The organism is Roseobacter denitrificans OCh 114 (genome assembly GCF_000014045.1).
Lineage (GTDB): Bacteria > Pseudomonadota > Alphaproteobacteria > Rhodobacterales > Rhodobacteraceae > Roseobacter > Roseobacter denitrificans.
The window spans coordinates 1,385,039-1,411,217 of the sequence record NC_008209.1 but is presented as its reverse complement, the minus strand read 5'-3'; the positions used below and the strand labels follow the sequence as shown (position 1 = coordinate 1,411,217).

23 protein-coding genes, 1 tRNA gene and 1 riboswitch are annotated in these 26,179 nt (G+C 55.9%); of the genes, 15 read left to right on the top strand and 9 right to left on the bottom strand.

Going from position 1 to position 26,179, the window contains the following annotated elements; translation table 11 throughout:
• The first annotated feature begins 23 nt into the window (after positions 1 to 23).
• From RD1_RS06875 to RD1_RS06850, 6 genes are all read left to right on the top strand, one after another.
• Positions 24 to 1,331, top strand: coding sequence for an ABC transporter substrate-binding protein (locus tag RD1_RS06875; RefSeq protein WP_011567739.1), 1,308 nt, complete (start codon positions 24 to 26; stop codon positions 1,329 to 1,331).
• Positions 1,332 to 1,450: 119 nt separating this feature from the next.
• Positions 1,451 to 2,317 (top strand): carbohydrate ABC transporter permease, encoded by an 867-nt coding sequence (locus tag RD1_RS06870; RefSeq protein ID WP_011567738.1) that lies wholly within the window; start codon positions 1,451 to 1,453, stop codon positions 2,315 to 2,317.
• Between the two features lie 10 nt (positions 2,318 to 2,327).
• Entirely contained in the window at positions 2,328 to 3,158 is an 831-nt protein-coding gene (locus RD1_RS06865; RefSeq protein ID WP_011567737.1) for a carbohydrate ABC transporter permease, read from the top strand.
• A gap of 12 nt (positions 3,159 to 3,170) precedes the next feature.
• Entirely contained in the window at positions 3,171 to 4,175 is a 1,005-nt protein-coding gene (locus tag RD1_RS06860; protein ID WP_011567736.1) for an ABC transporter ATP-binding protein, read from the top strand.
• Positions 4,176 to 4,357: 182 nt separating this feature from the next.
• On the top strand, positions 4,358 to 5,839 hold the full coding sequence (locus RD1_RS06855) for a mannitol dehydrogenase family protein (protein ID WP_011567734.1): 1,482 nt from the start codon (positions 4,358 to 4,360) through the stop codon (positions 5,837 to 5,839).
• 308 nt (positions 5,840 to 6,147) lie between these two features.
• The gene (locus tag RD1_RS06850) at positions 6,148 to 6,396 is read left to right on the top strand and encodes a DUF2934 domain-containing protein (RefSeq protein ID WP_011567733.1); all 249 of its coding nucleotides are present in this window, start codon (positions 6,148 to 6,150) and stop codon (positions 6,394 to 6,396) included.
• Between the two features lie 227 nt (positions 6,397 to 6,623).
• Here RD1_RS06850 and RD1_RS06845 read toward each other — a convergent pair whose 3' ends face one another.
• Positions 6,624 to 7,271, bottom strand: a complete 648-nt coding sequence (locus RD1_RS06845; RefSeq protein WP_011567732.1) for a GntR family transcriptional regulator — start codon at positions 7,269 to 7,271, stop codon at positions 6,624 to 6,626.
• A gap of 138 nt (positions 7,272 to 7,409) precedes the next feature.
• On the opposite strand from RD1_RS06845, the gene dctP reads away from it, so the two are divergent.
• The 5 genes from dctP to RD1_RS06820 all read left to right on the top strand — a co-directional run bounded on the left by dctP (position 7,410) and on the right by RD1_RS06820 (position 13,101).
• Complete coding sequence (gene dctP / locus RD1_RS06840) at positions 7,410 to 8,399, top strand: TRAP transporter substrate-binding protein DctP (protein ID WP_011567731.1); 990 nt, start codon at positions 7,410 to 7,412, stop codon at positions 8,397 to 8,399.
• A gap of 76 nt (positions 8,400 to 8,475) precedes the next feature.
• Positions 8,476 to 9,024, top strand: coding sequence for a TRAP transporter small permease (locus RD1_RS06835; RefSeq protein WP_044032996.1), 549 nt, complete (start codon positions 8,476 to 8,478; stop codon positions 9,022 to 9,024).
• On the top strand, positions 9,024 to 10,340 hold the full coding sequence (locus tag RD1_RS06830; RefSeq protein ID WP_011567729.1) for a TRAP transporter large permease: 1,317 nt from the start codon (positions 9,024 to 9,026) through the stop codon (positions 10,338 to 10,340). Before RD1_RS06835 ends, RD1_RS06830 begins: the two co-directional genes overlap by 1 nt.
• Positions 10,337 to 11,581, top strand: a complete 1,245-nt coding sequence (locus tag RD1_RS06825; RefSeq protein ID WP_011567728.1) for a malonyl-CoA decarboxylase — start codon at positions 10,337 to 10,339, stop codon at positions 11,579 to 11,581. Before RD1_RS06830 ends, RD1_RS06825 begins: the two co-directional genes overlap by 4 nt.
• Before the next feature lie 2 nt (positions 11,582 to 11,583).
• A complete protein-coding gene (locus RD1_RS06820; RefSeq protein WP_011567727.1) occupies positions 11,584 to 13,101 on the top strand; it encodes a malonate--CoA ligase in 1,518 nt (505 codons plus the stop codon).
• A gap of 177 nt (positions 13,102 to 13,278) precedes the next feature.
• Here the strand turns inward: RD1_RS06820 and RD1_RS06815 are convergent, their stop codons facing one another.
• The 8 genes from RD1_RS06815 to RD1_RS06770 all read right to left on the bottom strand — a co-directional run bounded on the left by RD1_RS06815 (position 13,279) and on the right by RD1_RS06770 (position 24,077).
• On the bottom strand, positions 13,279 to 14,403 hold the full coding sequence (locus RD1_RS06815) for a serine/threonine protein kinase (protein WP_011567726.1): 1,125 nt from the start codon (positions 14,401 to 14,403) through the stop codon (positions 13,279 to 13,281).
• Positions 14,404 to 14,637: 234 nt separating this feature from the next.
• A complete protein-coding gene (locus tag RD1_RS20420) occupies positions 14,638 to 15,813 on the bottom strand; it encodes a CAP domain-containing protein (RefSeq protein WP_011567725.1) in 1,176 nt (391 codons plus the stop codon).
• Positions 15,814 to 17,054: 1,241 nt separating this feature from the next.
• Positions 17,055 to 17,738 (bottom strand): transcriptional regulator, encoded by a 684-nt coding sequence (locus RD1_RS06795; RefSeq protein ID WP_044032994.1) that lies wholly within the window; start codon positions 17,736 to 17,738, stop codon positions 17,055 to 17,057.
• Positions 17,739 to 18,252: 514 nt separating this feature from the next.
• Positions 18,253 to 18,341: riboswitch (TPP riboswitch) on the bottom strand.
• A 1,382-nt stretch (positions 18,342 to 19,723) separates the two neighbouring features.
• Positions 19,724 to 20,167, bottom strand: a complete 444-nt coding sequence (locus RD1_RS06790) for a hypothetical protein (protein WP_011567721.1) — start codon at positions 20,165 to 20,167, stop codon at positions 19,724 to 19,726.
• Positions 20,168 to 20,310: 143 nt separating this feature from the next.
• Positions 20,311 to 20,387, bottom strand: a tRNA-Arg gene (locus tag RD1_RS06785).
• 120 nt (positions 20,388 to 20,507) lie between these two features.
• Positions 20,508 to 21,914 (bottom strand): sensor histidine kinase, encoded by a 1,407-nt coding sequence (locus tag RD1_RS06780; protein WP_011567720.1) that lies wholly within the window; start codon positions 21,912 to 21,914, stop codon positions 20,508 to 20,510.
• Between the two features lie 11 nt (positions 21,915 to 21,925).
• Positions 21,926 to 23,344: a dihydrolipoyl dehydrogenase family protein gene (locus tag RD1_RS06775; RefSeq protein WP_044032993.1), complete on the bottom strand. Its 1,419-nt coding sequence runs from the start codon at positions 23,342 to 23,344 to the stop codon at positions 21,926 to 21,928.
• A 1-nt stretch (position 23,345) separates the two neighbouring features.
• The gene (locus tag RD1_RS06770) at positions 23,346 to 24,077 is read right to left on the bottom strand and encodes a TVP38/TMEM64 family protein (RefSeq protein WP_011567718.1); all 732 of its coding nucleotides are present in this window, start codon (positions 24,075 to 24,077) and stop codon (positions 23,346 to 23,348) included.
• A 300-nt stretch (positions 24,078 to 24,377) separates the two neighbouring features.
• Here RD1_RS06770 and rpmH point away from each other — a divergent pair, with 300 nt between their 5' ends.
• The 4 genes from rpmH to ttcA all read left to right on the top strand — a co-directional run bounded on the left by rpmH (position 24,378) and on the right by ttcA (position 26,124).
• The gene (rpmH, locus tag RD1_RS06765; RefSeq protein WP_011567717.1) at positions 24,378 to 24,512 is read left to right on the top strand and encodes a 50S ribosomal protein L34; all 135 of its coding nucleotides are present in this window, start codon (positions 24,378 to 24,380) and stop codon (positions 24,510 to 24,512) included.
• Between the two features lie 24 nt (positions 24,513 to 24,536).
• On the top strand, positions 24,537 to 24,950 hold the full coding sequence (rnpA, locus tag RD1_RS06760) for a ribonuclease P protein component (protein WP_011567716.1): 414 nt from the start codon (positions 24,537 to 24,539) through the stop codon (positions 24,948 to 24,950).
• Positions 24,947 to 25,183 (top strand): membrane protein insertion efficiency factor YidD, encoded by a 237-nt coding sequence (gene yidD, locus RD1_RS06755; protein ID WP_011567715.1) that lies wholly within the window; start codon positions 24,947 to 24,949, stop codon positions 25,181 to 25,183. The genes rnpA and yidD overlap by 4 nt, the downstream gene beginning before the upstream one ends.
• Before the next feature lie 116 nt (positions 25,184 to 25,299).
• The gene (gene ttcA, locus RD1_RS06750) at positions 25,300 to 26,124 is read left to right on the top strand and encodes a tRNA 2-thiocytidine(32) synthetase TtcA (RefSeq protein ID WP_044033374.1); all 825 of its coding nucleotides are present in this window, start codon (positions 25,300 to 25,302) and stop codon (positions 26,122 to 26,124) included.
• The last annotated feature ends 55 nt before the right edge of the window (positions 26,125 to 26,179 follow it).

Below are 26,179 nucleotides of genomic sequence, written 5' to 3'. Positions count from 1 at the left end.
ATCCAACCAGGAGGAGTTTCGGGATGTCACGTATAACAACACTTTGCACTGCGACGGCGATGGCACTTGTCATGTCTGGCGGTGCATTTGCCGAAAATTTGGTAATTGCCACAGTCAACAACGGCGACATGATCCGCATGCAGGGTCTGACACAGGATTTCACTGACAAGACCGGCCACACCGTGGAGTGGGTCACATTGGAGGAAAACGTCCTCCGTCAGCGTGTCACAACAGATATCGCGGCCAAGGGCGGATCCTTTGATATCATGACAATCGGCATGTATGAAACGCCGATCTGGGGCGCCAATGGCTGGCTGGTCCCTCTCGATGATTTTTCCGCCGAATATGACGTGGATGACATTCTGCCCGCAATGCGCGGCGGCCTCAGCCACGACGGCACGCTGTACGCGGCGCCATTTTATGGGGAAAGCTCCATGATCATGTACCGCACCGACCTGATGGAAGCGGCGGGGCTCGAAATGCCGACCGCACCCACATGGCAGTTCATTCGTGAGGCGGCGGCGGCGATGACCGATCGTGACGCCGACATCAACGGCATCTGCCTACGCGGCAAGGCCGGTTGGGGCGAAGGTGGCGCGTTCATCACCGTGACGGCGAACTCTTTCGGGGCACGCTGGTTTGATGAGGAATGGAATGCACAGTTCGACCAGCCAGAGTGGAAGGAAGCGCTGACCTTCTTCACCGAAATGATGTCTGAATCCGGCCCGACCGGCTATGCGACCAACGGTTTCAACGAGAACCTGAACCTGTTCCAGCAGGGCAAATGCGGCATGTGGATCGACGCGACCGTTGCGGCGTCCTTCGTGACCAACCCGAACGATTCAACCGTTGCGGACAGCGTCGGCTTTGCGCTGGCACCAAACGCTGAAGGCGTTGAGAAGCGTGCGAACTGGCTCTGGGCCTGGGCGCTGGCGATCCCTGCCGGTACGCAGAAAGAAGATGCCGCCAAAGAGTTCATCGAATGGGCAACCTCGAAAGAATACATCGAACTGGTCGCTGCGAACGAAGGTTGGGCGAACGTCCCTCCCGGTGCGCGCACATCGCTCTATGAAAACCCGAATTACAAAGAGGTTCCCTTCGCGCAGATGACACTGGATTCGATCCTTGCGGCTGACCCCAGCAACCCGACCGTCAAACCAGTGCCTTACGTAGGTATCCAGTTTGCGGCGATCCCTGAGTTTGCCGGTATCGCAACTGAAGTCAGCCAGGAATTCTCGGCTGTCTATGCAGGTCAACAGACCGTGGAAGAAGCGCTTGCCAAAGCACAGGCGCTGACCAACGACGCGATGGAAGCTGCTGGCTACCGCTAAGCGCTCCTCCTGACCCGGGGGGCACAATTCCCCCATGTGCTCCCCGGGTTTCTTCTCTTTCAATATTGCAGCTCCGTTTTAAGATCACCCACCGGCGATCAACACAGGAGGTATGCCCCATGGCAACCCAACACTCTCGATCAGCGGCCCGCCTGATGATGGCCCCTGCGGTCGTCCTGCTCCTCGGCTGGATGCTTGTTCCCCTGATCATGACCCTGACGTTCTCGTTCAAACAATACCTGCCGCTTCGGGGCGGTGATCTTGGATGGGTTGGTTTTGACAATTATGTTCGGTTTGTAAGTTCCAGTGCCTTTTGGCCTTCTGTTGTCGCCACCCTGACGATTGTGGGTGGTGTTCTTATCATCACTGTTGTGCTTGGCATCCTGCTGGCCATCCTGCTCAACCAGCCCATGTGGGGACAGGGGATCGTGCGCATCCTCGTGATCGCCCCGTTCTTTGTCATGCCCACCGTCTCGGCGCTGGTCTGGAAGAACATGTTCATGGATCCGGTGAATGGATTGTTTGCGCATTTATGGAAGTTCTTCGGCGCGGAGCCGGTCGCCTGGCTTTCGGAGGCCTCCATGCCCTCGATCGTAATGATCGTATCCTGGCAATGGCTACCCTTTGCGACGCTGATCCTGCTGACGGCCATTCAGTCGCTCGACAGCGAGCAGCTGGAAGCCGCCGAAATGGACGGTGCCCCGCCGATCAAGCGCTTTGGCTACATCATCCTGCCACACCTTGGCCGTGCGATCACGATTGTGATCCTGATCCAGACCATATTCTTGCTGGCGGTCTTTGCTGAGATCTTCGTGACAACAGGCGGCGCCTTTGGCACCCGCACGCTGACCTACCTGATCTATCAGCGCGTGCTCGAAAGCCAGAACGTCGGACTTGGGTCTGCCGGTGGTGTCTATGCAATCATTCTCGCCAATATCGTTGCCATCTTCCTGATGCGCATCGTCGGCAAGAATCTCGACGCGTGAGGAGGACATAATGGCCCGCGCAGTTACACAACAACGTAAGCTCATCAATACCGCACTGGCATGGGGTATCGGTCTGCTGATTTTCTTTCCGATCCTCTGGACGATCCTGACCAGCTTCAAAACCGAAGCCACAGCGATTGCGGATCCACCGGTGTTCCTCGCCTTTGACTGGACGCTGGAAAACTACGAAGCCGTGATGGAGCGGTCAAACTACGCCAAATTCCTGTGGAATTCGATTATCATCGCGGGCGGTTCAACCATTCTGGGCATCATCGTCGCGGTGCCCGCAGCATGGTCCATGGCCTTTGTGCCCTCCAAGCGGACCAAGGACATCCTGCTTTGGATGTTGTCCACCAAAATGTTGCCAGCGGTGGGTGTGCTTTATCCGATCTACCTGATCTTCATCAATCTCGGAATTCTGGACAGCCGTGTCGGTCTGGTCATCGTTCTGATGCTGATGAACCTGCCAATCATCGTCTGGATGCTTTACACTTATTTCCGCGAGATTCCGGGCGAAATTCTGGAAGCGGCGCGGATGGACGGGGCCTCCCTCAAAGAGGAAATCCTCTATGTGCTGACCCCGATGGCCATTCCGGGCATCGCCTCGACCGTGCTGCTGAACTTTATCCTCGCGTGGAACGAAGCTTTCTGGACCCTGAACCTCACAGCGGCCAATGCGGCACCTCTGACGGCTTTCATCGCAAGCTACTCCAGCCCGGAGGGATTGTTTTTCGCCAAGCTCAGTGCGGCCTCGACCATGGCCATCGCACCGATCCTCATCCTCGGCTGGTTCAGCCAGAAACAACTTGTCAGCGGCCTCACCTTCGGCGCCGTAAAATAAGGAATTTGACCAATGGGACAAATCAAACTCAACCAGGTGACCAAAAGCTTCGGTGAAACTCAGGTCATCCCACCGCTGGATCTGACCATCGAAGATGGCGAGTTCACGGTGTTTGTCGGCCCTTCGGGCTGCGGTAAATCCACCTTGCTGCGGCTGATCGCGGGGCTTGAAGACATCACGTCGGGGCATATCGAGATCGACGGCGCAGACGCCACCAACGTCCCCCCCGCCAAACGCGGCCTGGCCATGGTGTTCCAGTCCTACGCGCTTTATCCGCATATGTCGGTGCGCAAGAACATCGCCTTTCCAATGAAGATGGCAGGCGTGCCGGAGGATGAGCAGAAGCGCCGCATCGAAGGGGCTGCCAAGGCGCTGAACCTCACGGATTATCTGGACCGCAAGCCCGGCCAGTTGTCCGGCGGGCAGCGTCAGCGGGTCGCCATCGGCCGCTCGATTGTGCGTGAACCTTCTGCGTTTCTGTTTGACGAGCCTTTGTCGAACCTTGATGCGGCATTGCGTGTGGGCATGCGCCTCGAGATCAGCGAGCTGCACGAGCGGCTCAAGACGACCATGATCTACGTCACCCACGATCAGGTCGAAGCGATGACCATGGCCGACAAGATCGTGGTACTGCGCGCAGGCTTTATCGAGCAGGTCGGCTCCCCGCTTGACCTCTATCACGCCCCGCGCAACGAGTTCGTGGCGGGCTTCATCGGCTCTCCCAAGATGAACCTGATCAAGGGGCCCGAGGCCGCAAAACACAATGCGGCAACCATCGGCATCCGCCCCGAACATACGGACGTAAGCATGACCGAAGGCATGTGGGAAGGACGCGTCGGCGTTGCAGAACACCTCGGCTCTGATACCTTCATCCACGTCCATGATACAGGCCTTGGGGATATGATCACCGTGCGCATCACTGGCGATATTCAGGTCAAACACGGCGACCCAATCTTTCTGACCCCCCAATTGGACAAGCTGCACAAGTTCAATGATCAAGGCCTCCGGATAGACTGATGCAGGTGCCCGGACAGACATCCCGGATAACACGTGACGCCCGACGGGTCGCGCGACCCCATGCTGCGCAAAACAGGCAGGCGCGGCGGCACCATGGCTTACCTGACCCAAACGGATGTCTGTCCGGCGGGCCGCGCCGCAATCCCTATCATCGCACAACCTTTTAACGTGGATATTGGACCATGGATGAACTGATCGCCCTTTCAAATGCGACGCTGGATCGACTGCGCGTTGAACGTCCAAACTATGATCGCGGGGCCCTGACACCGGGCATTGTTCACATCGGTGTCGGTAATTTCCATCGTGCGCATCAGGCCTGGTATCTGCACCGTCTGATGCAGGACGGCAAAGCGCATGACTGGGCCATCATCGGAGCGGGGGTGCGCCCCTACGATACCGCGATGCGCGAAAAACTGATGGCGCAGGACTGCCTTACCACGCTGATCGAACTGGACCCTCGGAAAACCTCGGCTGAGGTGGTGGGTTCGATGATCGACTACCTGCCGATCGAGGATGGAAATGGCGCGCTGATCCGTCAGATGGCGGACCCTTCCATCCGGATCGTCTCGATGACCGTTACCGAAAGCGGGTACTATATCGACCCGGTCACCAAGGGGTTTGATGCCAGCCACGAAGACATGCTTCACGATGCTGCACATGTCGATACGCCGCGCACGGCGTTTGGCGCAATCATCGCCGCACTTCGCGCCCGTCGTGCTGCCGGGCATCTGCCTTTTACCTGCCAAAGCTGTGACAATCTGCAGGGCAATGGCGATATTCTGCGACAGACGGTGGTATCGCTCGCTCGCATGTCCGATCCTGCTCTTGCCGGTTGGATCGATGAAAATGGGGCCTTCCCCAATTCGATGGTTGATTGCATTGCGCCTGCCACCGGTCCCAAGGAGCTCGCCCTTGCCCGCGATTTCGGGATCAAGGACAACGCAGTAGTGACGCATGAAGCCTTCCGTCAATGGGTCATCGAAGACGCATTTTGCGCAGGCCGTCCGGATTGGGAACAAACCGGCGCGACATTCACGGATGATGTCCACGCATATGAGACGATGAAAATCCGCATTCTGAACGCGGGCCATCAGGTCATTGCAAATGTTGGTGAAACCCTCGGGATTGAGACGATTGCAGGCTGTATGGCCGATCCCAACATTCGCGCCTTCTTCGGCGCGGTCCAGAGAAGCGAGATTGCGCCGACTGTCGCGCCGGTGCCGGGAAAGACACCGGCAGAATACGTTGACCTGATCGAGCAGCGGTTCGCGAACCCGCAGATTGTCGACACGACACGTCGCGTGGCCTTTGACGGCTCCGCGCGTCACACCGGATTCGTGCTGCCCATTCTGCGCGATCAACTGGCTGCAGGGCGATCCATTGAAGGGCTCGCGCTGGTTGAGGCCCTCTGGGCGCGCATGTGTGCAGGTACGCGCGAAGATGGCTCTGAGATCGCCGCAAACGATCCTATCTGGGATGCGCTCAAAGATGCTGCCTTGGCTGCAAAAACACGCCCCGTGGCATGGCTTGAGCAGACCAATCTATACGGGGATCTATTGGAAAACCCCACGTTCTCTCGGGCATTTATCAGGTGGTTGGAGATGATCTGGTCGCAAGGCTGCCAGGCTGCTCTTGTCGAATATACCAAGAGTGCGCGCGCATAAAGCGTCTGACCAAATACCTCACACATCGAATATCACGTAACGCGTTGAAATCTTTGATTTCAGGCAGCGTTATGTGATCGAGGTTTTCCGCATGACGCTTTGGATTGCAAGAAAACAGCAGCAAACACGCGGCGAGATGACAATTTCGCAGCCTCGCCGCCCGTCAGGGTTGGCCCCGTGTCGCAGCCGGGTCGGGTTGGCGGGGCGTTTGGGTAACATTTTCCACCAGAGCGCCCGCAGACTATTGTGCACGTGCAGCATTTTGGTTAGCGCTAACACATCCTGTTTCGGCAACAAGGAGTTTTGCTATGACCGAAAAACACATTGATGAATCCACCGTCCGTGAAGCCGCGTATTTCATCTGGCTCAACGAGGGCCAACCGGCGGGACAAGAGCACGCGCACTGGATGCGCGCGGTTGAAATGCTCAAAACCAGCCAGCCAAAAGCCAAGAAACCGGCGAAGAAAGCCAGTGCCGCAGCGACGCGCAAACCAGCAGCGGCATCGAAAAAGCCCGCCGCCAAAAAGGCTGCCGCCAAGCGCAAGACAAAGACCTGAGCGCCGAACGGCCCCTGCCGCGTGATCAAGTTCAAGTCACTGCACACTGCCGGGTGACAGTCCGGCAAGTTACGACCTATGCGCACAGCATGCGCTTCATGGCTCATCGCTGTGCCACTTTCGGCCGACCGAAGTATCGCAACAGCCCGAGGCAAGGATGTTTTTGACTGATGAGGACAGCCCCGCCCGATTTCGAATTGGCACCCGTCGCGGTTTGATAACCGGACCTAGTTCTTCAGTCCCGCCATCAGTTGCTGGAATTTCTCACCTTGAACCGTGACGTGGGCGCGCAGCAGTGTTGCGGCAAGCTCAGCCTCTCCGGACCGAAGCGCCTCGATGATCTCTTCATGTTCGGCGAGCGACTGGGCCATGCGCCCCCTGAAGCGCAACTGCACCCGGCGATAAGGCTTGAGCCGGTTCTGCAGCCGCAAGGCTTCGTTTCGCAGGTAGGCATTCGTGGCCCCGTGATAGATTTCCCGATGAAACGCCTCGTTCTCCTGATAATATCCGGCGGCGTCTTTCTTTTCGACCGCTGCCTTGCACCGGACGTTCGCATCTGCAAGTCGCTCCAATCCCTCATCCGTCATTCGCACCGCAGCAAACCGACCACAGGCCGCCTCAAGTTCGGCCATGGTTTCAAACATTTCCAGCAATTCCACAGGGCCGGGCTGGCGCACGAAAACGCCTTTGCGCGGTATTTGTTCGGCCATGCCGGACATGACCAGCCGCTGCAGCGCTTCGCGGATCGGGGTGCGGGATACATTGAAACGCGCCGCGAGCTTGATCTCGTCAAGCCGTTGACCGTCTTTGTATTTCCCTTGGAAAACGAGTTGTTCAAGGGAGTCTGCAATCTGTTCTGCGCGCTTCAGCTCCATAGGAAACGGATACTATAAATACGTCACAAAACGCAATATTTATTATATTGTATACAAGAATGTTGACTGGGAATGCCAAATGAGCAATGGTGGATTACTGCCGACCCTAGGGAGTCGGCTCACCTTTGGGAGGAAACCATGAAAACGAAATTTCTAACGACAGTCGCGGTGGCGGCGGCAATGGGCCTCGGGGCGATGGCACATGCGACCGAGCTTCGCCTGTCTCACCAGTGGTCCAACCAGGACATTCGCCATCAGGTCGCGCAAATGGTTGCCGATGGTGTCGCTGAGGCTGATGTGGATCTGGAGATCAAGATTTTCCCTTCCAGATCGCTGTTCAAACCCCGCGAACAATACCGCCCCCTGACGCGCGGGCAATTGGACATGACCGTTCTGCCATTGAGCTACGCAGGCGGTCAGCAGCCAGCGTTCAACCTGACGCTGATGCCGGGCCTTGTGAAAAACCATGACCACGCCGCCCGTTTGAGCGCATCGCCCTATATGGCCGCCCTTGAGGAAAAGATGGCAGAGGATGATGTCATGGTGCTGGTCCACGGCTATCTGGCCGGTGGTTTCGTGGGCAAAGACAAATGCATCACCAGCCCTGCCGATGTGGATGGTTTGCAGACACGTGCTGCGGGCAAGGCCTTCGAGCAGATGCTGGCGGGCGCGAATGCGTCGATCACATCCATGGCGTCTTCAGAGATCTACAACGCCATGCAAACCGGTATTCTGAATGCCGCGAACACATCCTCCTCGTCCTTCGTGTCCTATCGGATTTACGAGCAGGTCTCCTGCTACACGCCTGCGACGGAGGATTTCGCATTGTGGTTCATGTATCAGCCGCTTCTGATGAACAAATCCACCTTTGAAGGCCTGTCGGAAGAACAGCAAAACGCCCTGCTGGCGGCTGCGGAAAAAGCCGAGGCCTTCTATCTGGAAGAAGCGAAAAAGCAGGATGCCGCCTCGGTAAAGGTCTTTGAAGACGCCGGCGTTGAAATCGCCGCGATGACAGCGGAAGACTTCGAAGAATGGCGCGCACTGGCGCAAGAGACCTCTTACAAGGCCTTCGTGGAGGATGTGCCAGACGGGCAGGCCTTGCTCGATATGGCGCTGGCCGTCGAGTAACCCGGCATAGGGCGACCGCGCAATGCAGCGGTCGCCGCAATGCTCCGAAACTCTTACTTCTAAAAGGAAAATCGACATGGCTGGTCAAAGCTCAGCCGTCACCGCGCGTACGGGCAATAACCCTTTTCTGCGCGGCGTGGCGGTCCTATCTACCCTCGCCGGTTGGTGCTCGGCGGCCATGATCGTTGCGGCGGTCGCCATCACCTGCCAGATGATTTTCGTGCGTTTCGTGTTGAACCAATCGACGGTCTGGCAAACCGAAGCCGTCATTTATCTTGCGATCGGTGCCACATTGGTCGGGCTGCCCTACGTGCAGCAACTGCGCGGACATGTGAATGTCGACCTGATCCCACTCGCGCTGTCACCGGGTGCGCGTTACTACATGTATATCCTCACGATGACACTTTCGATTGTGATGGTCGCAATCGTTCTGTTCTACGGATTTGAGCATTGGCATCTCGCCTACGAGCGCAACTGGAAATCCGACACCATCTGGGCGGTCAGGCTCTGGATTCCCTATCTCGCGATCCCTGTCGGGTTTGGCCTGTTCCTGCTGCAACTGATCGCTGATCTGGTCGCAGTGCTGCTGAAAATCGACACCCCCTTTGGACTGGAGGACGAATAATGGACCCGATCCTGCTCGGCGGCATTGTCGCACTCGCCACTATTCTCGTGCTGTTTTCCGGGGTGTCGGTGGCCCTTGGGCTGCTGATTGTATCCACCGGCTTCTTGCTGATCTTCGATGGGCTGCGCTCGCTTGAACTGATCCCTGAAATTCTGTTTGGCAAGCTTGACAATTTTGCCCTGCTGGCGATCCCGATGTTCATCATCATGGGCTCTTCCATCGCATCGACGCGGGCGGGGGCTGACCTTTATGAGGCGCTTGAACGCTGGCTGACCCGCGTGCCGGGCGGGCTGGTGATTTCCAACCTCGGGGCCTGCGCGCTCTTTTCGGCCATGTCGGGATCAAGCCCTGCGACCTGTGCTGCCATCGGCAAGATGGGCATCCCCGAGATGCGCAAACGCGGCTATCCCGACGGGGTCGCGGCGGGGTCCATCGCGGCCGGGGGAACACTCGGTATTCTAATCCCGCCGTCAGTCACGATGATTGTCTACGGCATCGCGACCGAAACCTCGATTGGTCGTTTGTTTCTGGCCGGCGTGATCCCGGGGCTTTTGCTAGTGGGCCTTTTCATGGCGTGGTCGCTGTATTCCACATGGAAAAGCGGCGACCAGATGCTGCTGGCGTCGCGCGTCTACAGTTGGAAGGAAAAGTTTGAAATCCTGCCGCGCGTCCTGCCGTTCCTCGCCATCATCGTGGGCGTTCTCTATGCCATGTATGGCGGCATCGCGACACCGTCCGAGACGGCCGCCGTCGGTGCATTGCTCTGTCTGTTGATCGCGATCATCATTTACAAACTGTGGAACCCCAAAGACCTGTGGGTGGTGCTGCGCGACAGTACCAAGGAAAGCGTGATGATCATGTTCATCATCGCAGCCGCCGGTGTCTTTTCCTACATGCTTTCAAGCCTCTTCATCACGCAAGCCATCGCGGAATGGATCGGGACACTGGATGTAAACCGCTGGGTTCTCATGGGTTTTGTGATGCTGTTCCTGCTGGTGGCCGGGTTCTTCCTGCCGCCGGTGGCGGTGATCCTGATGGCCGCACCGATCCTGCTTCCAATCATTACCACGGCTGGTTTTGATCCCATCTGGTTTGCGGTGGTTCTGACCATCAATATGGAGATCGGATTGATATCGCCGCCCGTGGGTCTGAACCTCTATGTGATCAACGGCATCGCGCCGGATATTTCGCTCAAGACGATCCTCAAGGGGTCCCTGCCCTTCGTGGCCTGCATGGTCATTGCGATCATTCTGCTGTGCTTCTTTCCGGGCATCGCGACATGGCTGCCTGATGTGATCATGGGTGAGGCCGTATGAGCTATTTCGGCGGATTGATCTCGACCCTTTTTGAGCGGCGATACCAGCAGGCTCTCTCGGATGAGGTGGACAGCCGGACAACCTGCGAACTCTGCGAAGCGCTGCTGAGCAGCCACGGCGAAGTTTCAGGTGTCACGCTGGCGCGCAACCTGCTGGATCGCTACGCCGCAATGACTGAGGCAGAAAAAACCGCCCTTTTTGGCTTCATGGCGCATGATCTTGAGATTGACCCGGACGCGGTCACACACACGCTGGAAGCCTATAAGAACAACCCGGGCAAAGACACATATCGTGCCTTTGCCGCAGCTTGCGAACCTCGGCGTCAGGAATTGGCGCGACGTCTGAATCAGGTGCCGGGGGCGACGGGACAGTTGGTGCAGATGCGCAAAGACCTGTTGCGGATGATGAAAGACCACCCCGATCTCGAACCCGTTGATGTGGATTTCAAACATCTGTTTTCGTCATGGTTCAATCGCGGCTTTCTCGTTTTGCGCCCGATTGACTGGTCCAGCCCGGCGAATATCCTTGAACAGATCATCGCCTATGAAGCCGTGCATGAAATTGACAGCTGGGATGAACTGCGGCGCAGGCTGCAACCGAGCGACAGACGCTGCTTTGGTTTCTTTCACCCCTCAATGGCGGATGAGCCGTTAATTTTTGTCGAGGTCGCATTGACCGAGGGTGTGCCCAGTTCAGTGCAGGATTTGCTGGCCGATGAACGGGATGTGATCACGGCGCAGGACGCAGACACGGCCGTCTTCTATTCCATCTCGAACTGCCAGTCGGGGCTGGCGGGTATTTCATTCGGCAACTCACTGATCAAACAAGTTGTCGCTGATCTGGCCAAGGATTTGCCGGGGCTTACGACCTTCGTTACGCTGTCCCCGATCCCCGGATTGAACAGATGGCTTCAGGATGCCGATATCGACGCGCTCAAAGACGCCGACACGCAGGCCCTCGCAGCGCACTATCTGCTGGAAGCCAAGCGATCAGACGGCATGCCCTTTGACCCGGTCGCACGCTTCCACCTTGGCAATGGCGCTTTGGTCCATGCAGTTCACGCGGAGGCAGATGTTTCACCGAACGGGCGCAAACAATCCAACGGCGCGATGGTCAACTATCTTTACGACCTCTCTCAAATCTCGCAAAACCACGAGAAATTCGTCGGTGACAAGATCGTCGTCGCCTCCACAACCGTCAAAGCACTCAGCGGATCAGTGACCACAAGTTTAGGAACCTGAACATGGCAAACCCTCTCTATGATACATTTTTCGGGCGTCATCAGGGAAAGGAGACCCCTTTTCTGGAATTGGTGGATGGTGCAACGATCAACCACAAGGCGTATCTTGAGTTGGCCGCGCAATATGCGCATGTATTGACGCACCTCGGGGTTCAGCCGGGGGAGCGGATTGCAGTTCAGATTGCAAAATCCCCCCAGGCGCTGGCCATCTACGCCGCATGCGTCCAAGCCGGGATCGTGTTTCTGCCCTTGAACACGGCCTATACGGCAGATGAGGTATCGTATTTTGTGCAAAACAGCGGCGCGCGGGTCATCCTGTGCGATGGCCGTAGATACGACGCCCTGACGCCCATTGCGCAAACAACCGGTGCTGTGCTTGAAACGATGAACAGTGATGGCAGCGGCAGTTTTGCATCAAGGGCCGAGGGCATGCCCACCACCTTTGAAACAGTCGCGCGATCAGAAGACGATCTGGCCGCATTTCTCTATACTTCCGGCACAACGGGGCGGTCCAAGGGGGCGATGCTCACCCAAGGCAACCTGCTTTCCAACAGCAAGGTGTTGACCTCTGAATGGGCGTTTACCTCAAAAGACGTTCTGCTGCATGCGCTGCCAATTTTTCACACTCATGGGCTTTTTGTGGCGACAAACATATCGCTGTTTGCGGGCTGCAAAATGGTCTTCATGCCGAAATTCGATCTCGACGTCGTCCTTGATCGGATGCCGACGGCCACAGTCATGATGGGCGTTCCGACCTTTTACACCCGCCTGCTGGAGGACCCTCGGTTCACCAAGAACGTGGCGCAAAACATGCGGCTGTTCATATCTGGCAGTGCGCCGCTGCTCGCAGAGACCCATGTACAGTTTGAAAAACGCACCGGCCACCGCATTCTCGAACGCTACGGCATGACCGAGACGAATATGAATACCTCCAACCCATACGCCGGCGAACGCCGGGCGGGGACCGTAGGCTTTCCCCTTCCGGGCGTCGAACTCAAGATCACCGATAGCAAAACCGGTGCCACGCTGCCGCAGGGCGAGATCGGGCAGATCGAGGTGCGCGGGCCCAACGTATTCAAGGGCTATTGGCAGATGCCGGAAAAAACCGCCGAAGAGTTGCGGGAGAACGGTTTTTTCATCACCGGCGACCTCGGGCAGATTGATCAGGATGGCTATTTGCACATCGTCGGGCGCAACAAGGATCTGATCATCTCCGGCGGCTACAACATCTATCCCAAAGAAATCGAGCTTTTGCTCGATCGCGAAGCAGGCGTTCTGGAAAGCGCTGTCATCGGTGTTCCGCATCCCGATTTTGGCGAGACTGTCGTGGGCATTCTCGTGGCTGAGCCCGGTGCAGAACCCGACCTTGATGCCATCAAGCAAAATATCAGCGCATCACTGGCGCGCTTCAAGCACCCTCAAAAACTGATCGTACTGCCGGAACTGCCACGCAACACGATGGGCAAGGTGCAAAAGAAGGCGCTGCGCGCGCAATTCCAGGATCTGTTCGCGCCCGCTTGAAGATGCCGAATGTGCCCGTGGCAGCCTGCGGGCACCATCGGGCCGCCTCCTCGCGGTCAAGGCCGCTACCCCGCACGACATGTCGCTCATGCCAGCCGACCGTTGGCGACGGCGGCCCTGAATACATACCGAACCTACCTTCCGCGAAACCGGCGCAGGGCCAAGCGGAGGCGTCATTCAAACCGACGATTGGTCCATATTCGGGAAATAATCTTCACATGTACCCTCTCGGAACACATCCGCCGTGCAGCAATGCAAGCCGCCGCCAAAAGCATAGGCGTCACGCAACTCCACCTCCACGACCTCCATGCCAAGCTTGTCCATCTGTTCAGCTTGGTAAACTTCCGATTTTTCCACACAGACTGTCTTGGGATCAAGCACGAGCACGTTCATCGAAAGCCATGTGGACGAATAGCACAGTGGCGGTGGCGTGTTATGGGCGGGCTGTGCCGCATCCACGATTTCCCAGTCATTGTCCCGGTACATCTTGCGCTGTTCCTCGGGCAAGCGGCGCTGCGGATTGTTGAGGATCAGACCGGGGCGCAACGGTGTGAACGTCGCATCGATATGTATCGGATAGGGATCGCCCGGAAAATTGACGGTGTGAACGCGATGGTCGGGGAAGTGCCGACGCAGCCATTCAATACCTTTCAGGTTGGTGGTAAACCCATGCTGCACCACGAGATCGCGACCGAAACGCAGAACATCGGCGGCATCAAAAAGCGGCTCTTCTTCGGTGGTCACAAAGAACTTTTCAGCGGTCCATTTCAGGCGCTTTTCGACACCGATTTTGTCGCTCAGGTAATCGGGATGGTAGTCTGCATCCGTCAAACGGGGTTTGGGCGCACTCTCATGGCGGAAGTTGGGATCATGCTCGAAGTACTGCTGCATGAGCGGTCGATAGTTCAGATATTCAAACCAGCGACAACGATAGGACATTGTTGCTTCGAGCATTTCCGAGCCGACTGTCAGGAGAACATCACGCGGCGGCATGCACCCGAACTGGCTTTCTGTTCGAAAATCAGGGGTCATCGCGGGCTTGGAATGATCAATGGGTGTGGGACGGTCGACCCGAATACCACGGGATTCGAGAATGGATGCGAAATTATCCAAAAGTTCGTTTGCGCGATCAATTGTTTCTTGTGGCCTGCGCCCCCACTGGCCGCGCATGTCGCTGTCCTCCGGCACTTTCGCGTCAAGAGCAGGCTCTTCAGGGGGGATATGGCAGTCATCGGCACGGCCCACAATCACATGCTTGAGCGGGTCCCATTCGTTCCAGCTGTTGACGACAGTTTTTTGCATACTTCCACCTCGAAAATGATGCGGCAGTCGTATTACTAAATTTATTTGTACACAAGCACTGGCAAGCGCATTGCCTTGCGTTCTGGCAGGTGCTGCCATGGGTAAGTTTGACGGGTTTAGCGAGCCTGAATGCAGATAAAATCGCGGCTTGAAATACGAACTCAATAGTCTCCGGAAAAACCGGGGCGATTGATATAGTGACCAGAGGGGTCGTAGAGACCCCTCTCACTGCGTTTAGAATATGTACTCATCGAAGAATTCGGGGCCGCTGAACGATGCCAAATCGGAAGAAGCTGACATACTCAACGCGATGTTTTGCGTTTCGCCATTGCTGCTGGCGGCTCCGAATAGATCAGTGTCTCCCTCCATGGCCAGAACCTCGACGGTTGGGCCATTCTCTGAACTGGCGAGCGATCTGATACTGGCGCTGCTGATCGTTGACCCGGATTCCGTTCGCACGTTGGGGCCAAACTCAAAGACGAAGTCATCGGAGCCGAGTTCCATAGCTCCTGCATCGTCGCACACGCCCGTCCCTTCATCGCGGACTCTGGAAACGATGGGAGCTTGTGTACTGGGGATGGCGATGGCTGCCGAACCCGCGTCTTCTGCAGTTACATCATCAACTGTTGCTGATCCCTGACCACTGAAATTCCCTTCGCCTTGCACATCCACCGACGGACCATCCGTGCCGCTGGCAACTGACGTGACTTCGACACTGCTTCTGGTGGTTTGAGTGTTTGAGCTGCCCGTGCTCGTTTCTTCAACGTCTTCGGTTGTCTCTTGAATTATACTGAAACCTCGCGAAGCCATGAACTGTTCGATATCAAAGCCGGTTCCGGCAGTGATTTCTGATTCCGTCACTTCCGGTTCTGCAGGTGCTGTGTCTTCAACCACGGCAGGTGTTGGTTCCACCACGCTCGGAGCGTCCGTATCTGCATCGGGAAGTACGACGGTATTTGCGCTCGTTGTACCAAAGTTCTGGGTGACAAATACCGCATCAAGCGTCTGCCCATCGTCAACAAAATCACCGGCTTCGATACCAATCCCGATTTCCTTGAAGTCCGGGTTCAACAGGTTTGCACGATGTTCGGGGCTGTTCATCAGGTTGGTGTGCAGCCGGGCAACTTCGTCTGACAAGCCATTGTCACCGGCTTCGTTGACCCAGGCTATGTTTTCGCCGGTTTTCCAGTTTCCTTCCAATTCATAGCCTGAAGCCTCGATACGCTCGCGCGAATTGGATCCGTCAGCACCAGTGTGACTGAAGCGATCGTTGTCCAGCATCCATGCGCTGTGGTCTTCACCGGCTTCATTGAGGTCTGAGTTGAATACTAAAGGATCGAGGCCGACTTTTGCACGGTCTGCATTTATCAAATCCAGCATCTGCTGCTCGTATTTGTTGGCTTGTGACATGATATTCTCCTTTGAGTGGTTTGTGGCATCATGTGGCCGTCGACTGCATCCAAAACATGACCCGCGTTCTCGGTATGCGGGAATCACTGGTATCCCGAATCCACCATTCCGCTTTCCGGAATTACTTCAAAGGAGCGTCCGCCAACTGGCGAATTGAACGCAATAAAACCAATTTCGGTGTGTGATATTGACGAAACTGACAGCAAAACTTCGCCTATACATCAGCGACGCTAGATGCCTCAGAACACGGTGCCCACCCATGTTTCGGTAAGCTCAATCACAGCCGCCAGTTTGTTTATCAGGTAACCTGCACGCCGCGTCCTCAGGGTGACCGGAAGCGCATGAACGCAAAACGCAGTGGTGTCATTTTCGTCCGCAGTCTCGGCCGTTTGCAATACACCACCAACGGCCAAATGCACTGAGTGCCCGTGTTTGCGAAGCGGAACTGAGCGTCAGAAACTGCGGCAACCGCCATCCCACAATCCGAAATGCCAAAATTGCCCGATCGGCGCAATTCGTGAAATTCACCAGATCAAACTGATCCGCTGAACTCGGGCAAAGGAATTTAAGGGACATGCAAAGATGAAACCTGAAATGAACGTTATCGTCTGGGTGCTAATCTTCATCCCCCCCGGTATATATCTTTGGGTAAAGTTCTTTCAGCTTGTGTTCTCAGTCCTGATGGGAAACCACTGATGGAGATCTTGAAGGGTCTATCGACAGGGGGTTACAGGCAGCGAGCCTACTTGGTTCTCGCTTGTTTGAACGCGGAAACTGCTCCCCATACCAGAGGCTTACAGCCATTTGCGGTTGATATGACAAATCTGCCAATGTTCCACGCATGTCATCAGCCAACAGGCCCTGAAATAGATGCTGCGTTTGCTGCTAAACCTGAGGGGGACAGAAATTTCTTAAGATTAGTGAACGAAGCCACCGAGGCGATCACGTCCAATGGTCCTTCCCATGGCAAAAGCTAAGATCGTCATGGCTGAAAAGTTGTGTGACGTAGAGTCTACTTCGGACGAGGTTCTGGCTGGCTGTGCAGATGCTAGCACGCAGCCACAAGACGTTGGGAAGAAGAACCTCTGCCTCCACACCAGTGAAGTTAAAGGCGGCATGGCGCAAATTCTGTGCCTGAGTTTTTGTGCCGAAAAACGGAACAGTCTCCGGCGCGGAGTCTTTTCGTTCATATGCCGGGCTGCTTGCCTTGTCGGAGCTGGAGCAATCGCGTTGAGAGCATTTCAGTGAGCCGAGCTTCTTCCGAGCCGCGGCATTTTGAGGTTTTGAAATGTTGTCAGACCTGTAGCGTACGCATTTTGTTTAAGGTTTTTAGCAAGTTTATGGCCGACTTTACTGTCGATATGACCGAGATTTCGACAAGATAGACATAACAGAAATACTTCGGAGGATCGGGAGAACACAGGTAACCATAAAAACCGATGTTCTGACACGATAGCAAAATCACAGCTTTCGAGCTTCCTTAATATATCTTGGGCTTTCACAAGTTGCGCCTCGTCCAGCTGTGGCTTGCCCACCGCAAAACCTGCATACTGAAGAACCTGTAAAAGGAAGCGACAACAATCAGCAGCCATCACTTGCTCGTTTCGTTCAGGGCACTTGTAAATGCTGTCATCGACGAGTTCGGCTGATACGGTTGTTTCTTGTTGAAAAATACGTGTTCTTATTGACTTCAAATCGATGCTTTGGGTGATCACTGGTGTGAGTTGCTCGATTTCTTTCTTCGGTTCAACTTTCGAATTTAACTTTTGCTCAACTCTTGATGTGAGCACATATTGGCGCCCATCTAGCCTGAGCCTTATCCATCCACCGTCTTCCAACCTTTTTAAACCGCGAAAGGTGGCAGATCGACTGATAGCAGTTTTTTGAGCGAGTTCATCTAGGGTAATCGGTCCGTATTTCGCCACATTTTCCAAGATTTCGAATATCCTATTTTGCAACGGTCCCGCTCCATAGACTAGTATCCCAGTTTCTTATCATTGATGATTCCTGCTATCCAACTCGCAATTCCGATAAGCGAAATGGTGGTGCTTCGCGCCATAGTCTTTGGTGCAACTTGGCGTCAATTATTTGAATTTACGCCATAAAATTAGTTAATAACTCGTAGTTTGAATCTACTTTTGCCGCCCGCTTGAAAGGTGGCAGAGCTCACCAGAGAGGCTCGGAAAACGTGCGGTCTATTTCGTTCGTGATCTATCCCCATCCAAACCAAGAAGAGCTTTTGCAAGCTCGCCAGAGAGAAGTCCCGTAAATGACCAAGATAGGATGACGGGATACAACCGCGCTGATTTTGGTAGAGCCGAAACGCCAGCCGCAGCTTTTCGTTGCGCAGATAGACATCCCAGCTACCCTTGCAATCGATAGCTAGTTCATGCACTTTCGAGCGCCTCTCCTGGAGAAAAAGTGAACAGGAAAGCCAATTTTCATGTTGTGTATCCTCCCTCCGCCAGCATTATCTGGTTCAGGTTCTAAGGGTACATCTCAGCCAAAAAGCGCCCCCGGTGAGGTAGCGATTATGAGCTTCCTTCAAGCTGGTCAAACGGTTTGCCATCTCCGCGAGCTAATGAGCGGTAGACTGCCAATTGGCGTCCTCCGCAAACGCCCGGTCAGCGAAAGCCAGCGAAAAGTTATCGTGGTACTTTCGCGCATGCGTGGGCGGTTTGCTCTGTCTTTGGGGCGCCGTGGTCTCTGCCAAGAGGATGCAGCCTCTGCTCGGCAGGCGATTGCACAGAAACCTGCCGAGATGGCAACACTTCGATTGCGGCCGCGAAGACTGTTTTCACGATTGTCAGCGAGTCCGGCATCTGAAGGATTTCAAGACGGCAATGCTTAGAGCTGACAATCATTCCGACAAATTGGCTGTCGAAACCTACCTTGAGACGATCACGCTAAGCTGCGGCAGTAACGGCCCTCGAAGAAGCGATGTGATGCCGAAATTGCAATACATGAGCACACCAGTAGCTTCCACAATCTGGGCAGGCACTGTCTACTACCCGGCTGGAAAAGCCCCTTGGCCTTCGAAGAAAAGGCTGCAAAAATGAGCAATAGCATCTACATTAAAACGGCACAGGCTCACCAAAAGAAACCTGAGCACATAAACCGAGATGATTTTAGTCCATTCTGTTTTTTATTGTTAATAGGAAAAGGAGTTATCAATAAAGTGTTTCGAAACAATGAAATACCGCCGGAGGGCAAGGTATGATTAGCCCGTGCCTTGCAGTTCAAGAGGGAGTAGCAACAAACCGTAAGGATGTAGAAGTTGTCGTTTGGCGCGATTACATTTGCCGTCACGGCTTGCATCTGAGGCTTTGGATAAACAATCATGAGTTGGAGCGTCCGGAAAGGACGTACTCAGTTCTACTTTCCGTTTAGGACAGTGACCTAACGTGTTGAGGCTCAGATCTGATCTGACAGGTTTCCGTTGCTCCGACAGCGTCCGTCATGCCAAGTTCAAATCACGAACTTTTCCTTGCCGGTTTCTTCGACCTCGAACATGGTCTTGAGCGGTGTTATGCCTCAACACGTTTTGTCCTGACGAGTTCGTACGGTGTATTAGTGGTCGGTAAGCGTTCGGGCCGACGCCCCCGGCGGCATCGAACGTGGCAGGGTAGTGGGTGTTGAAACCTTCTAAAAGGAGAGCTTAGATATACGAAGGCAGCACTAGCGGCCTCGATTTGGCCGAGAACATCGTAAGCATATTGCCTCGGAAATGTACTTACCACGGCATTTCCACGCAAAAAAATTTCAGAAAACTAAAACTGCTTACGAGTTAGATGCGGGGCCTAGATGCATAAACGTTGGGCCCATTTTTTGGGGGCACCCCGTCGCTGAGCGCATATGCGAAGGGGGCAGGTGGGGGTCGATCGGGTATGCCGACACCCCACCCTGTGTTTTACTTTTTGATGTTCGCGACGCCCTTTGACGACGCTTCAAAGATCATGTCGTGATCAGGCAGAGTGTTGCCCAGGACGAAATCCCCCAGATCTTCTTTGAACCATGCGATTTGTGCGATTAGGTTTTCTGGCGAAGTGGCCGGAGTGCTGGCCAAAAGGATGCTAAGCGCTTCGGCAGTATCCATGTGTTCCGTCTCTTCGGGTGTATCATCTGAGGCTTCCGCCGCGGCGTCTCTGGCCTTGTGCCAATCCGCTAGCCATTGCACATGACTAACACCGCAACGCCCGGCTAGGCTGCGAAAATCGGATATCAATTGTAGCAACTTTTCTTTTCGCATTGCGTCACTGTCATCAGCTTGAAATCCAGCGTTATCTAATGCGGCCAGTAAAGACGCTTTGTCTTGGCTGCTGATCTGATCGAGTATGTTTTGCAAGTCTTTCATTGACTCTTCCTTCGTTTAAATTGCCCGAAATGGGCGGAAAGAAGAGATGATGCTTGGCTAGATCCATATGGTGGGAAAAGTGGTGGGATGAAAAGTCATCTCCCCTATTTTCACATAAGTATCAGTATCTTAATTTATGCAAGTGGCGGACCGAGGAGGATTCGAACCCCCGACCCCTTGATTCGTAGTCAAGTACTCTATCCAGCTGAGCTATCGGTCCACTAGCGCGTGGTTTAGTGATGCCTTATGATTTATGCAAGCCCAAAGGCATCAAAATTGCTGTCATTTTTTCACCCCCGTTTTCGGCCTGTATGTGCGGCCTCGGCGGACTCCGCGCAGTTTATGTATCCAGCTGCCGATCGGGCAATGTGCCGTCCCCTTTGGGCAGCGTAATGGTGAAACACGTGCCGTCCGGTCCGGTCCACGCCAAATCAAGGATACCGCCGTGACCTTTGACGAGCTCGGCGGAAATCGCGAGCCCAAGGCCTGATCCTCCTTTGCGCGCGCCGCCTTGGAAAGGGGCAAACAGGAACTCCTGCGCTTTTGGGGGCAAACCCGGACCTGTGTCTGCGACATCGAGATACCAGGCACCTGCGTCCTCCCTGCCCTCGATGTTGATCTGTCCAGGCTGACTGGTCGCAGTGATGGCCTGACGTGCGTTTCGCATCAGGTTTGCAATGACACGGTAAAGCTGCTCCGGGTCTGCACGCACCATCATCATTGCGGGGACTTTACAGACGATCTCTACATCATGATCACCGATCGCCAGCACCTCCCCATCGATCACTTCATCGACAAGATCGCGCAGCGCAAGCCGCGTGAGCGTCGGGCTTGGTTCTTCGGCCTTACCAAACGCCAGCGTACTTTCGCACAGATGAACTGCCCGCGTGATCGACCCGACAAGCTTGGGGGCCATCCGCTTGACGGTCGGATCCTCGCTCATCTCGATCCGGTCCGTGAATAGCTGAGCCGAGGTCAGAATATTGCGCAGATCGTGGCTGATCTTGCTCACAGCACTACCCAGCTGCGCCAACCGCTCCTTTTGGCGCAAGGCCTGCGTCAGGTCGGTTTCCAGCTTTTGCAACGCTTCTTCGGCTTCGCGCAACTCGGTCACACTGGCAGAGGGCACAATAATGCGGCGCGCATCCTCGGGGGCCGCGGCGTAATTCTGCATGTCCCCCACCACCCGTTTGATCGGCTTGAGCAACAGGGCCCGCATCGCCACGAACAGCAAAGAGGCGGTGATAACCGAAATCACAGCCGAGAGGATCAGAATACGGATGCCATAATCTATCATCGTCATCCGCAATGGATCAGTCTCCATCGTGATTTCGATCAGCAGGCCCGCATCCCGCACAGGCGCCCCGATCACGCGGATCACCTCGTTTTGCGGTGAGACAAAACGCGCCAGCGCATCGCGGATCAAGACCACAGCGGAGTTGTCTCGCATGTCATATGTGGCCGCGATAGCTTGCGGCATATCGGAGGACAGCACGAGTTGGCGCACCTGATCGCGACGCAGCACCACATTGAAAACGCCCGCGTTTTCCAGCAGCTCCTTTTCCAGCTCGCCGTCAAGCATATCATCCGCCAGCAAGGCCAGCGACGCGATCTGCGCCCGCTCCAGCTTGTTGTTGAGATAATCCTCGCGGAACCGCGCGATCGAGGGCACAAAAATCAGGACCTCTGCAATCATCACAAAGATGGTTGTCAGAATGATGAGACGACCTGAAAGCGAATTGAACATATGTCAGATTTTCACGGGATGTAGCGTTGAACAAGCCCCACGATCTTTTTGACCTTGGGATTGTCGAAAAGTCGCGGACTGTAATAGGCCCCTGCGGCGCGTTTGTTGATCTCTCCGATGGTGGGATAGGGGGCGACCATGGCGGCGATCTGGCTCATCTTCATACGGTTGGCCAGCGCCAGCGCCCAGAGGTTGATCAACTCGCCCGCCTGATACCCGACGATGGACGCGCCCACCGGTCTGCCCTTGTGCACCATCAGCTTGATGAACCCTGTGGTCTTGCGCTCTGCAATGGCGCGATCATTATGGGCATAGTCAAAGCGCACGACCTCCAGAGCGGTCCCATGTTCCTTACGCGCCTGTGCTTCGGTCAATCCGACCTGCGCCAGTTCAGGCTCCGTATAGGTCGCCCATGGGATGTGGGACACCTTGGCCTTTGACGGCAGTCCAAAGAGCATGGATCGGATGATCACACCCGCATGATACCCCGCCACATGCGTAAACTGCAGCCCGCCTGCCACATCGCCAATGGCATAGACCCTGCGGTTGCTGGTGCGCAGACCTGCATCTACCTCAATTCCGTTTCCCTTGGTTTTGATCCCGCCTGCCTCAAGCCCGAGGGTGTCAATATTCGCCTTGCGCCCCACGGCCATCAAAAGATGCGTGCCTGAAATCGTTTCACCGTCCTGCGTGATGACGTCGATCGCACCCGCCGCCCCTTTGATCTGTGCGGCCTTGGTCTGTTCCCTGATCACGACGCCTTCTGCGCGCAGACTGTCCAGAACGACCGCCGCCAGTTCGGGATCATCCTTGCCGAGGGCCTGCGCGCCCTCGATCACCGTTACCTCGCAGCCAAGGCGGATGTGCGCCTGCGCCATTTCCATGCCAATCGGGCCACCGCCAATGATCAGCAGATGTTCCGGCTTGTCGCGCAGATCGAAAATCGTTTCGTTCGTCTCGAAAGGCACATCGCCCAGCCCCGGGATCGGAGGCACCAGCGGTGATGAGCCGGTGGCGATCACCACGCGACGGGCGGCGATCACCGTCTCGCCCGCCTGCACCTCAGTGGGCGAAATGAAACGCCCGTACTCACGGATGACGTTGATGCCAAAGCCTTCGAACCGCTCCTGACTGTCGACCGGCGCAATTTGCGCGATGACGTCATGCACGTGGTCCTTGGTGGCGGCATAATCCGCCGCACCCGGCCCATTGGCGACGCCGTATTGGGACGCATTGCGCTGGCTTTGCGCCGCCTTACCGCTGGCAATCAGCGCCTTCGATGGAACGCAGCCGAAATTCAGACAATCGCCGCCCATCTTATGCCCTTCAAGCAGGACAACATTTGCCCCCATCTGGGCGGCACCCGCGGCGACGGACAAACCACCCGACCCGGCGCCAATGATCAGGACATCGGTTTTGATACGTTTCATGTCAGAGGTCTTTCTTGCCAGTGATGGCCTTGATGAGGACGGGAAGCACTGACAGCGCACTCAACCCCAGGATCGGCAGTAATATATGTGGTTCAAAGATGATGCCGAAGTTGGGCGTCTCGCCTCGGGCGAACACCTCCCCCAGCCCCGCACCCACCGATGAATACACAAGCGAGCCGGGGATAATCCCCAGAAAGGTCGAGATGACATAGCGATGCAGCGGCACCGCCAGAAAGGCGGGAACGAGGTTGGCCACGAAGAACGGCACCACAGGCACCAGCCGCATGAAAAACAGCATCGACCACTGATTTTCATCCAGCCCCTTGCTGATCTTGCCCACGGTGCCCTCGGCTGCATCCATCCGCGCCTTGAGCTTTTCACCCAAACCGTTGCGCGCGGCCAGAAAAATGACCGTCGCCCCCAGCGTTGCAGCGGTAACGCTTAGCGCGGAGCCGCCAAAGGTGCCGAACAGAAAGCCGCCCGTCAGCGTTGCGATCAATGCGCCGGGCAGTGAGAATGCAACAATCACGACATAGGTCAGCACAAAGCCCAGCACGGTTATCGCGAAGTGACTGTCGCGCACCGCAATCAGCGCCTCTCGATTGTCGCGCAAGGCCTCGAACGACAGATAATCCTTGAGCGTGAACGCCCCGATCGCCGCCACCGCCAGAATAAGGATCAGCGGCAGTCGGCGCGTCCAGCCGGATTTTTGGATTTGTGTCATTTCAAGCATTACTGTCACCTTTTGCGGCCCGGTTGCAATTGACACTTTACATGACGCCTGCGCCGGCGTGGCGATAGCCCCCTCACGCGCGCTTGATCCGGCGTGACAGGCTGAGGCCGTTTTACCCGGCGTCACGTTGGTTCTTGAAACATCTTCTTTGCCCGGCAGGGCGAATTATTGCAAAACAATAGAAATAACCGGGCGTGAGGGTTTGACTTGGAACCGGATGCGCTTTAGACGACGGGCTTCGAATACCACCGGACAGGGGCCGATTCCGCCCCTTCCGAAGCATCAAATGGAGACGGAGCGATGAAACGCACCTTTCAACCTTCAAATCTCGTGCGCAAGCGGCGCCACGGTTTTCGCGCGCGTATGGCCACAAAGGCGGGCCGCAAGATCATCAACGCGCGCCGCGCCCATGGCCGCAAGTCGCTGAGCGCCTGATCTGATCCCAACGGGGTCATTCAGATGTCGCCGCTGCATGTCACACCTGTGAAATCAACCGCCGAAGGGGTCGCACCTCCGGCGGTTTCTTCGCGTTTGACGCAGATCACCAAGCGCGCCGACTTTTTGCGCGCCGCCCGCGCGCCGCGCGCTGTTACCCCCGGTTTCATCCTTCAGATGCGTCGGCGACCGGCAAGTGACGCTGCGGTCATCCGCGTCGGGTTCACCTGTTCCAAGAAGGTCGGCAATGCAGTCGCGCGCAACCGCGCCAAACGCCGCCTGCGCGAAATAGCCCGGCTGATCCTGCCCGAAAAGGGTCTTCCAGGTGTTGATTACGTCTTCATTGGACGCGCAAATACGACAGCACAACGGCCGTTTCCTTTGCTGATGCAGGATCTTGCTACCGCATTGGATAAACTCCACACAGCGGCGCGATGAGCCCGCTGGCCCATCTTCTGGCGCTGCCCGTGCGCGCCTATCGGCTGATTTTCAGCCCATGGGTCGGCTACAATTGCCGATACCAGCCGACCTGCAGCGCCTACGCCCTTGAAGCGTTGCAAAAACACGGCGGCTTGATCGGCGCGTGGCTGACCCTGCGGCGGATTTTGCGTTGTCACCCGTGGGGGAAATGCGGCTATGACCCTGTGCCCGAGCGCACGCGCAAGCCCTGACCCTGCAATCCGTGGCGCGCACGCTCGCCTTTATGCAGAATGCAGGGGTATCGAGCCTCTTTTGGTTCATCCCCACACGCGATATAGAACGTCAAGCCAACTTCAGGACGCCGCTGATGCTTGATCATTCAGATGAGATTCACCCGCTCTTTCACGGGGCTCCCAAAACGACCGAGTTTCGCAAGCTGCGCAAGCGCCTTGTCAGGCAGACCCGCGACGCGATTGAACGCTATGGCATGATCGAAAAAGATGCGCGTTGGCTGGTCTGTTTGTCGGGCGGCAAAGACAGCTACACCCTGCTCGCGGTGCTTTACGAGTTGAAATGGCGCGGCCTGCTGCCGGTTGAACTGCTGGCGTGCAATCTGGATCAGGGCCAACCCGGTTTTCCCGCCACCGTATTGCCCGAATTTCTGAAAAAGATGGAGGTGCCACACCGCGTTGAATATCAGGACACCTACTCCATCGTCATGGATAAGGTGCCGCAGGGGCGGACGCTTTGCGCGCTGTGTTCTCGGCTGCGGCGCGGCCATCTGTACCGCATCGCGCGCGAAGAGGGTTGTTCGGCCGTCGTGCTGGGGCACCACCGCGACGATATACTGGAAACGTTTTTCATGAACCTTTTTCACGGCGGTCGGTTGGCAACGATGCCGCCAAAACTGGTAAACGAAGAAGGCGATTTATTCGTTTATCGACCACTTGCCCATGTCAGCGAAGCCGATTGTGATCGGTTCTCGACGGCGATGGGCTATCCGATCATCCCTTGCGACCTATGCGGCAGTCAGGATGGATTGCAGCGCCAGCAGGTCAAGGCCATCCTTGAAGGCTGGGAAAAAAACAGCCCCGGACGGCGGCAAGTCATGTTCAAGGCTTTGATGAACACACGCCCCTCGCATCTTTTGGACACGGCGCTTTTTGATTTCGCTGGTCTTGCACGAAAATAGATCGGTTTTTAGGCAATACCATCGTAAAAACCATCCGCCTGTTAACCGAGACGTC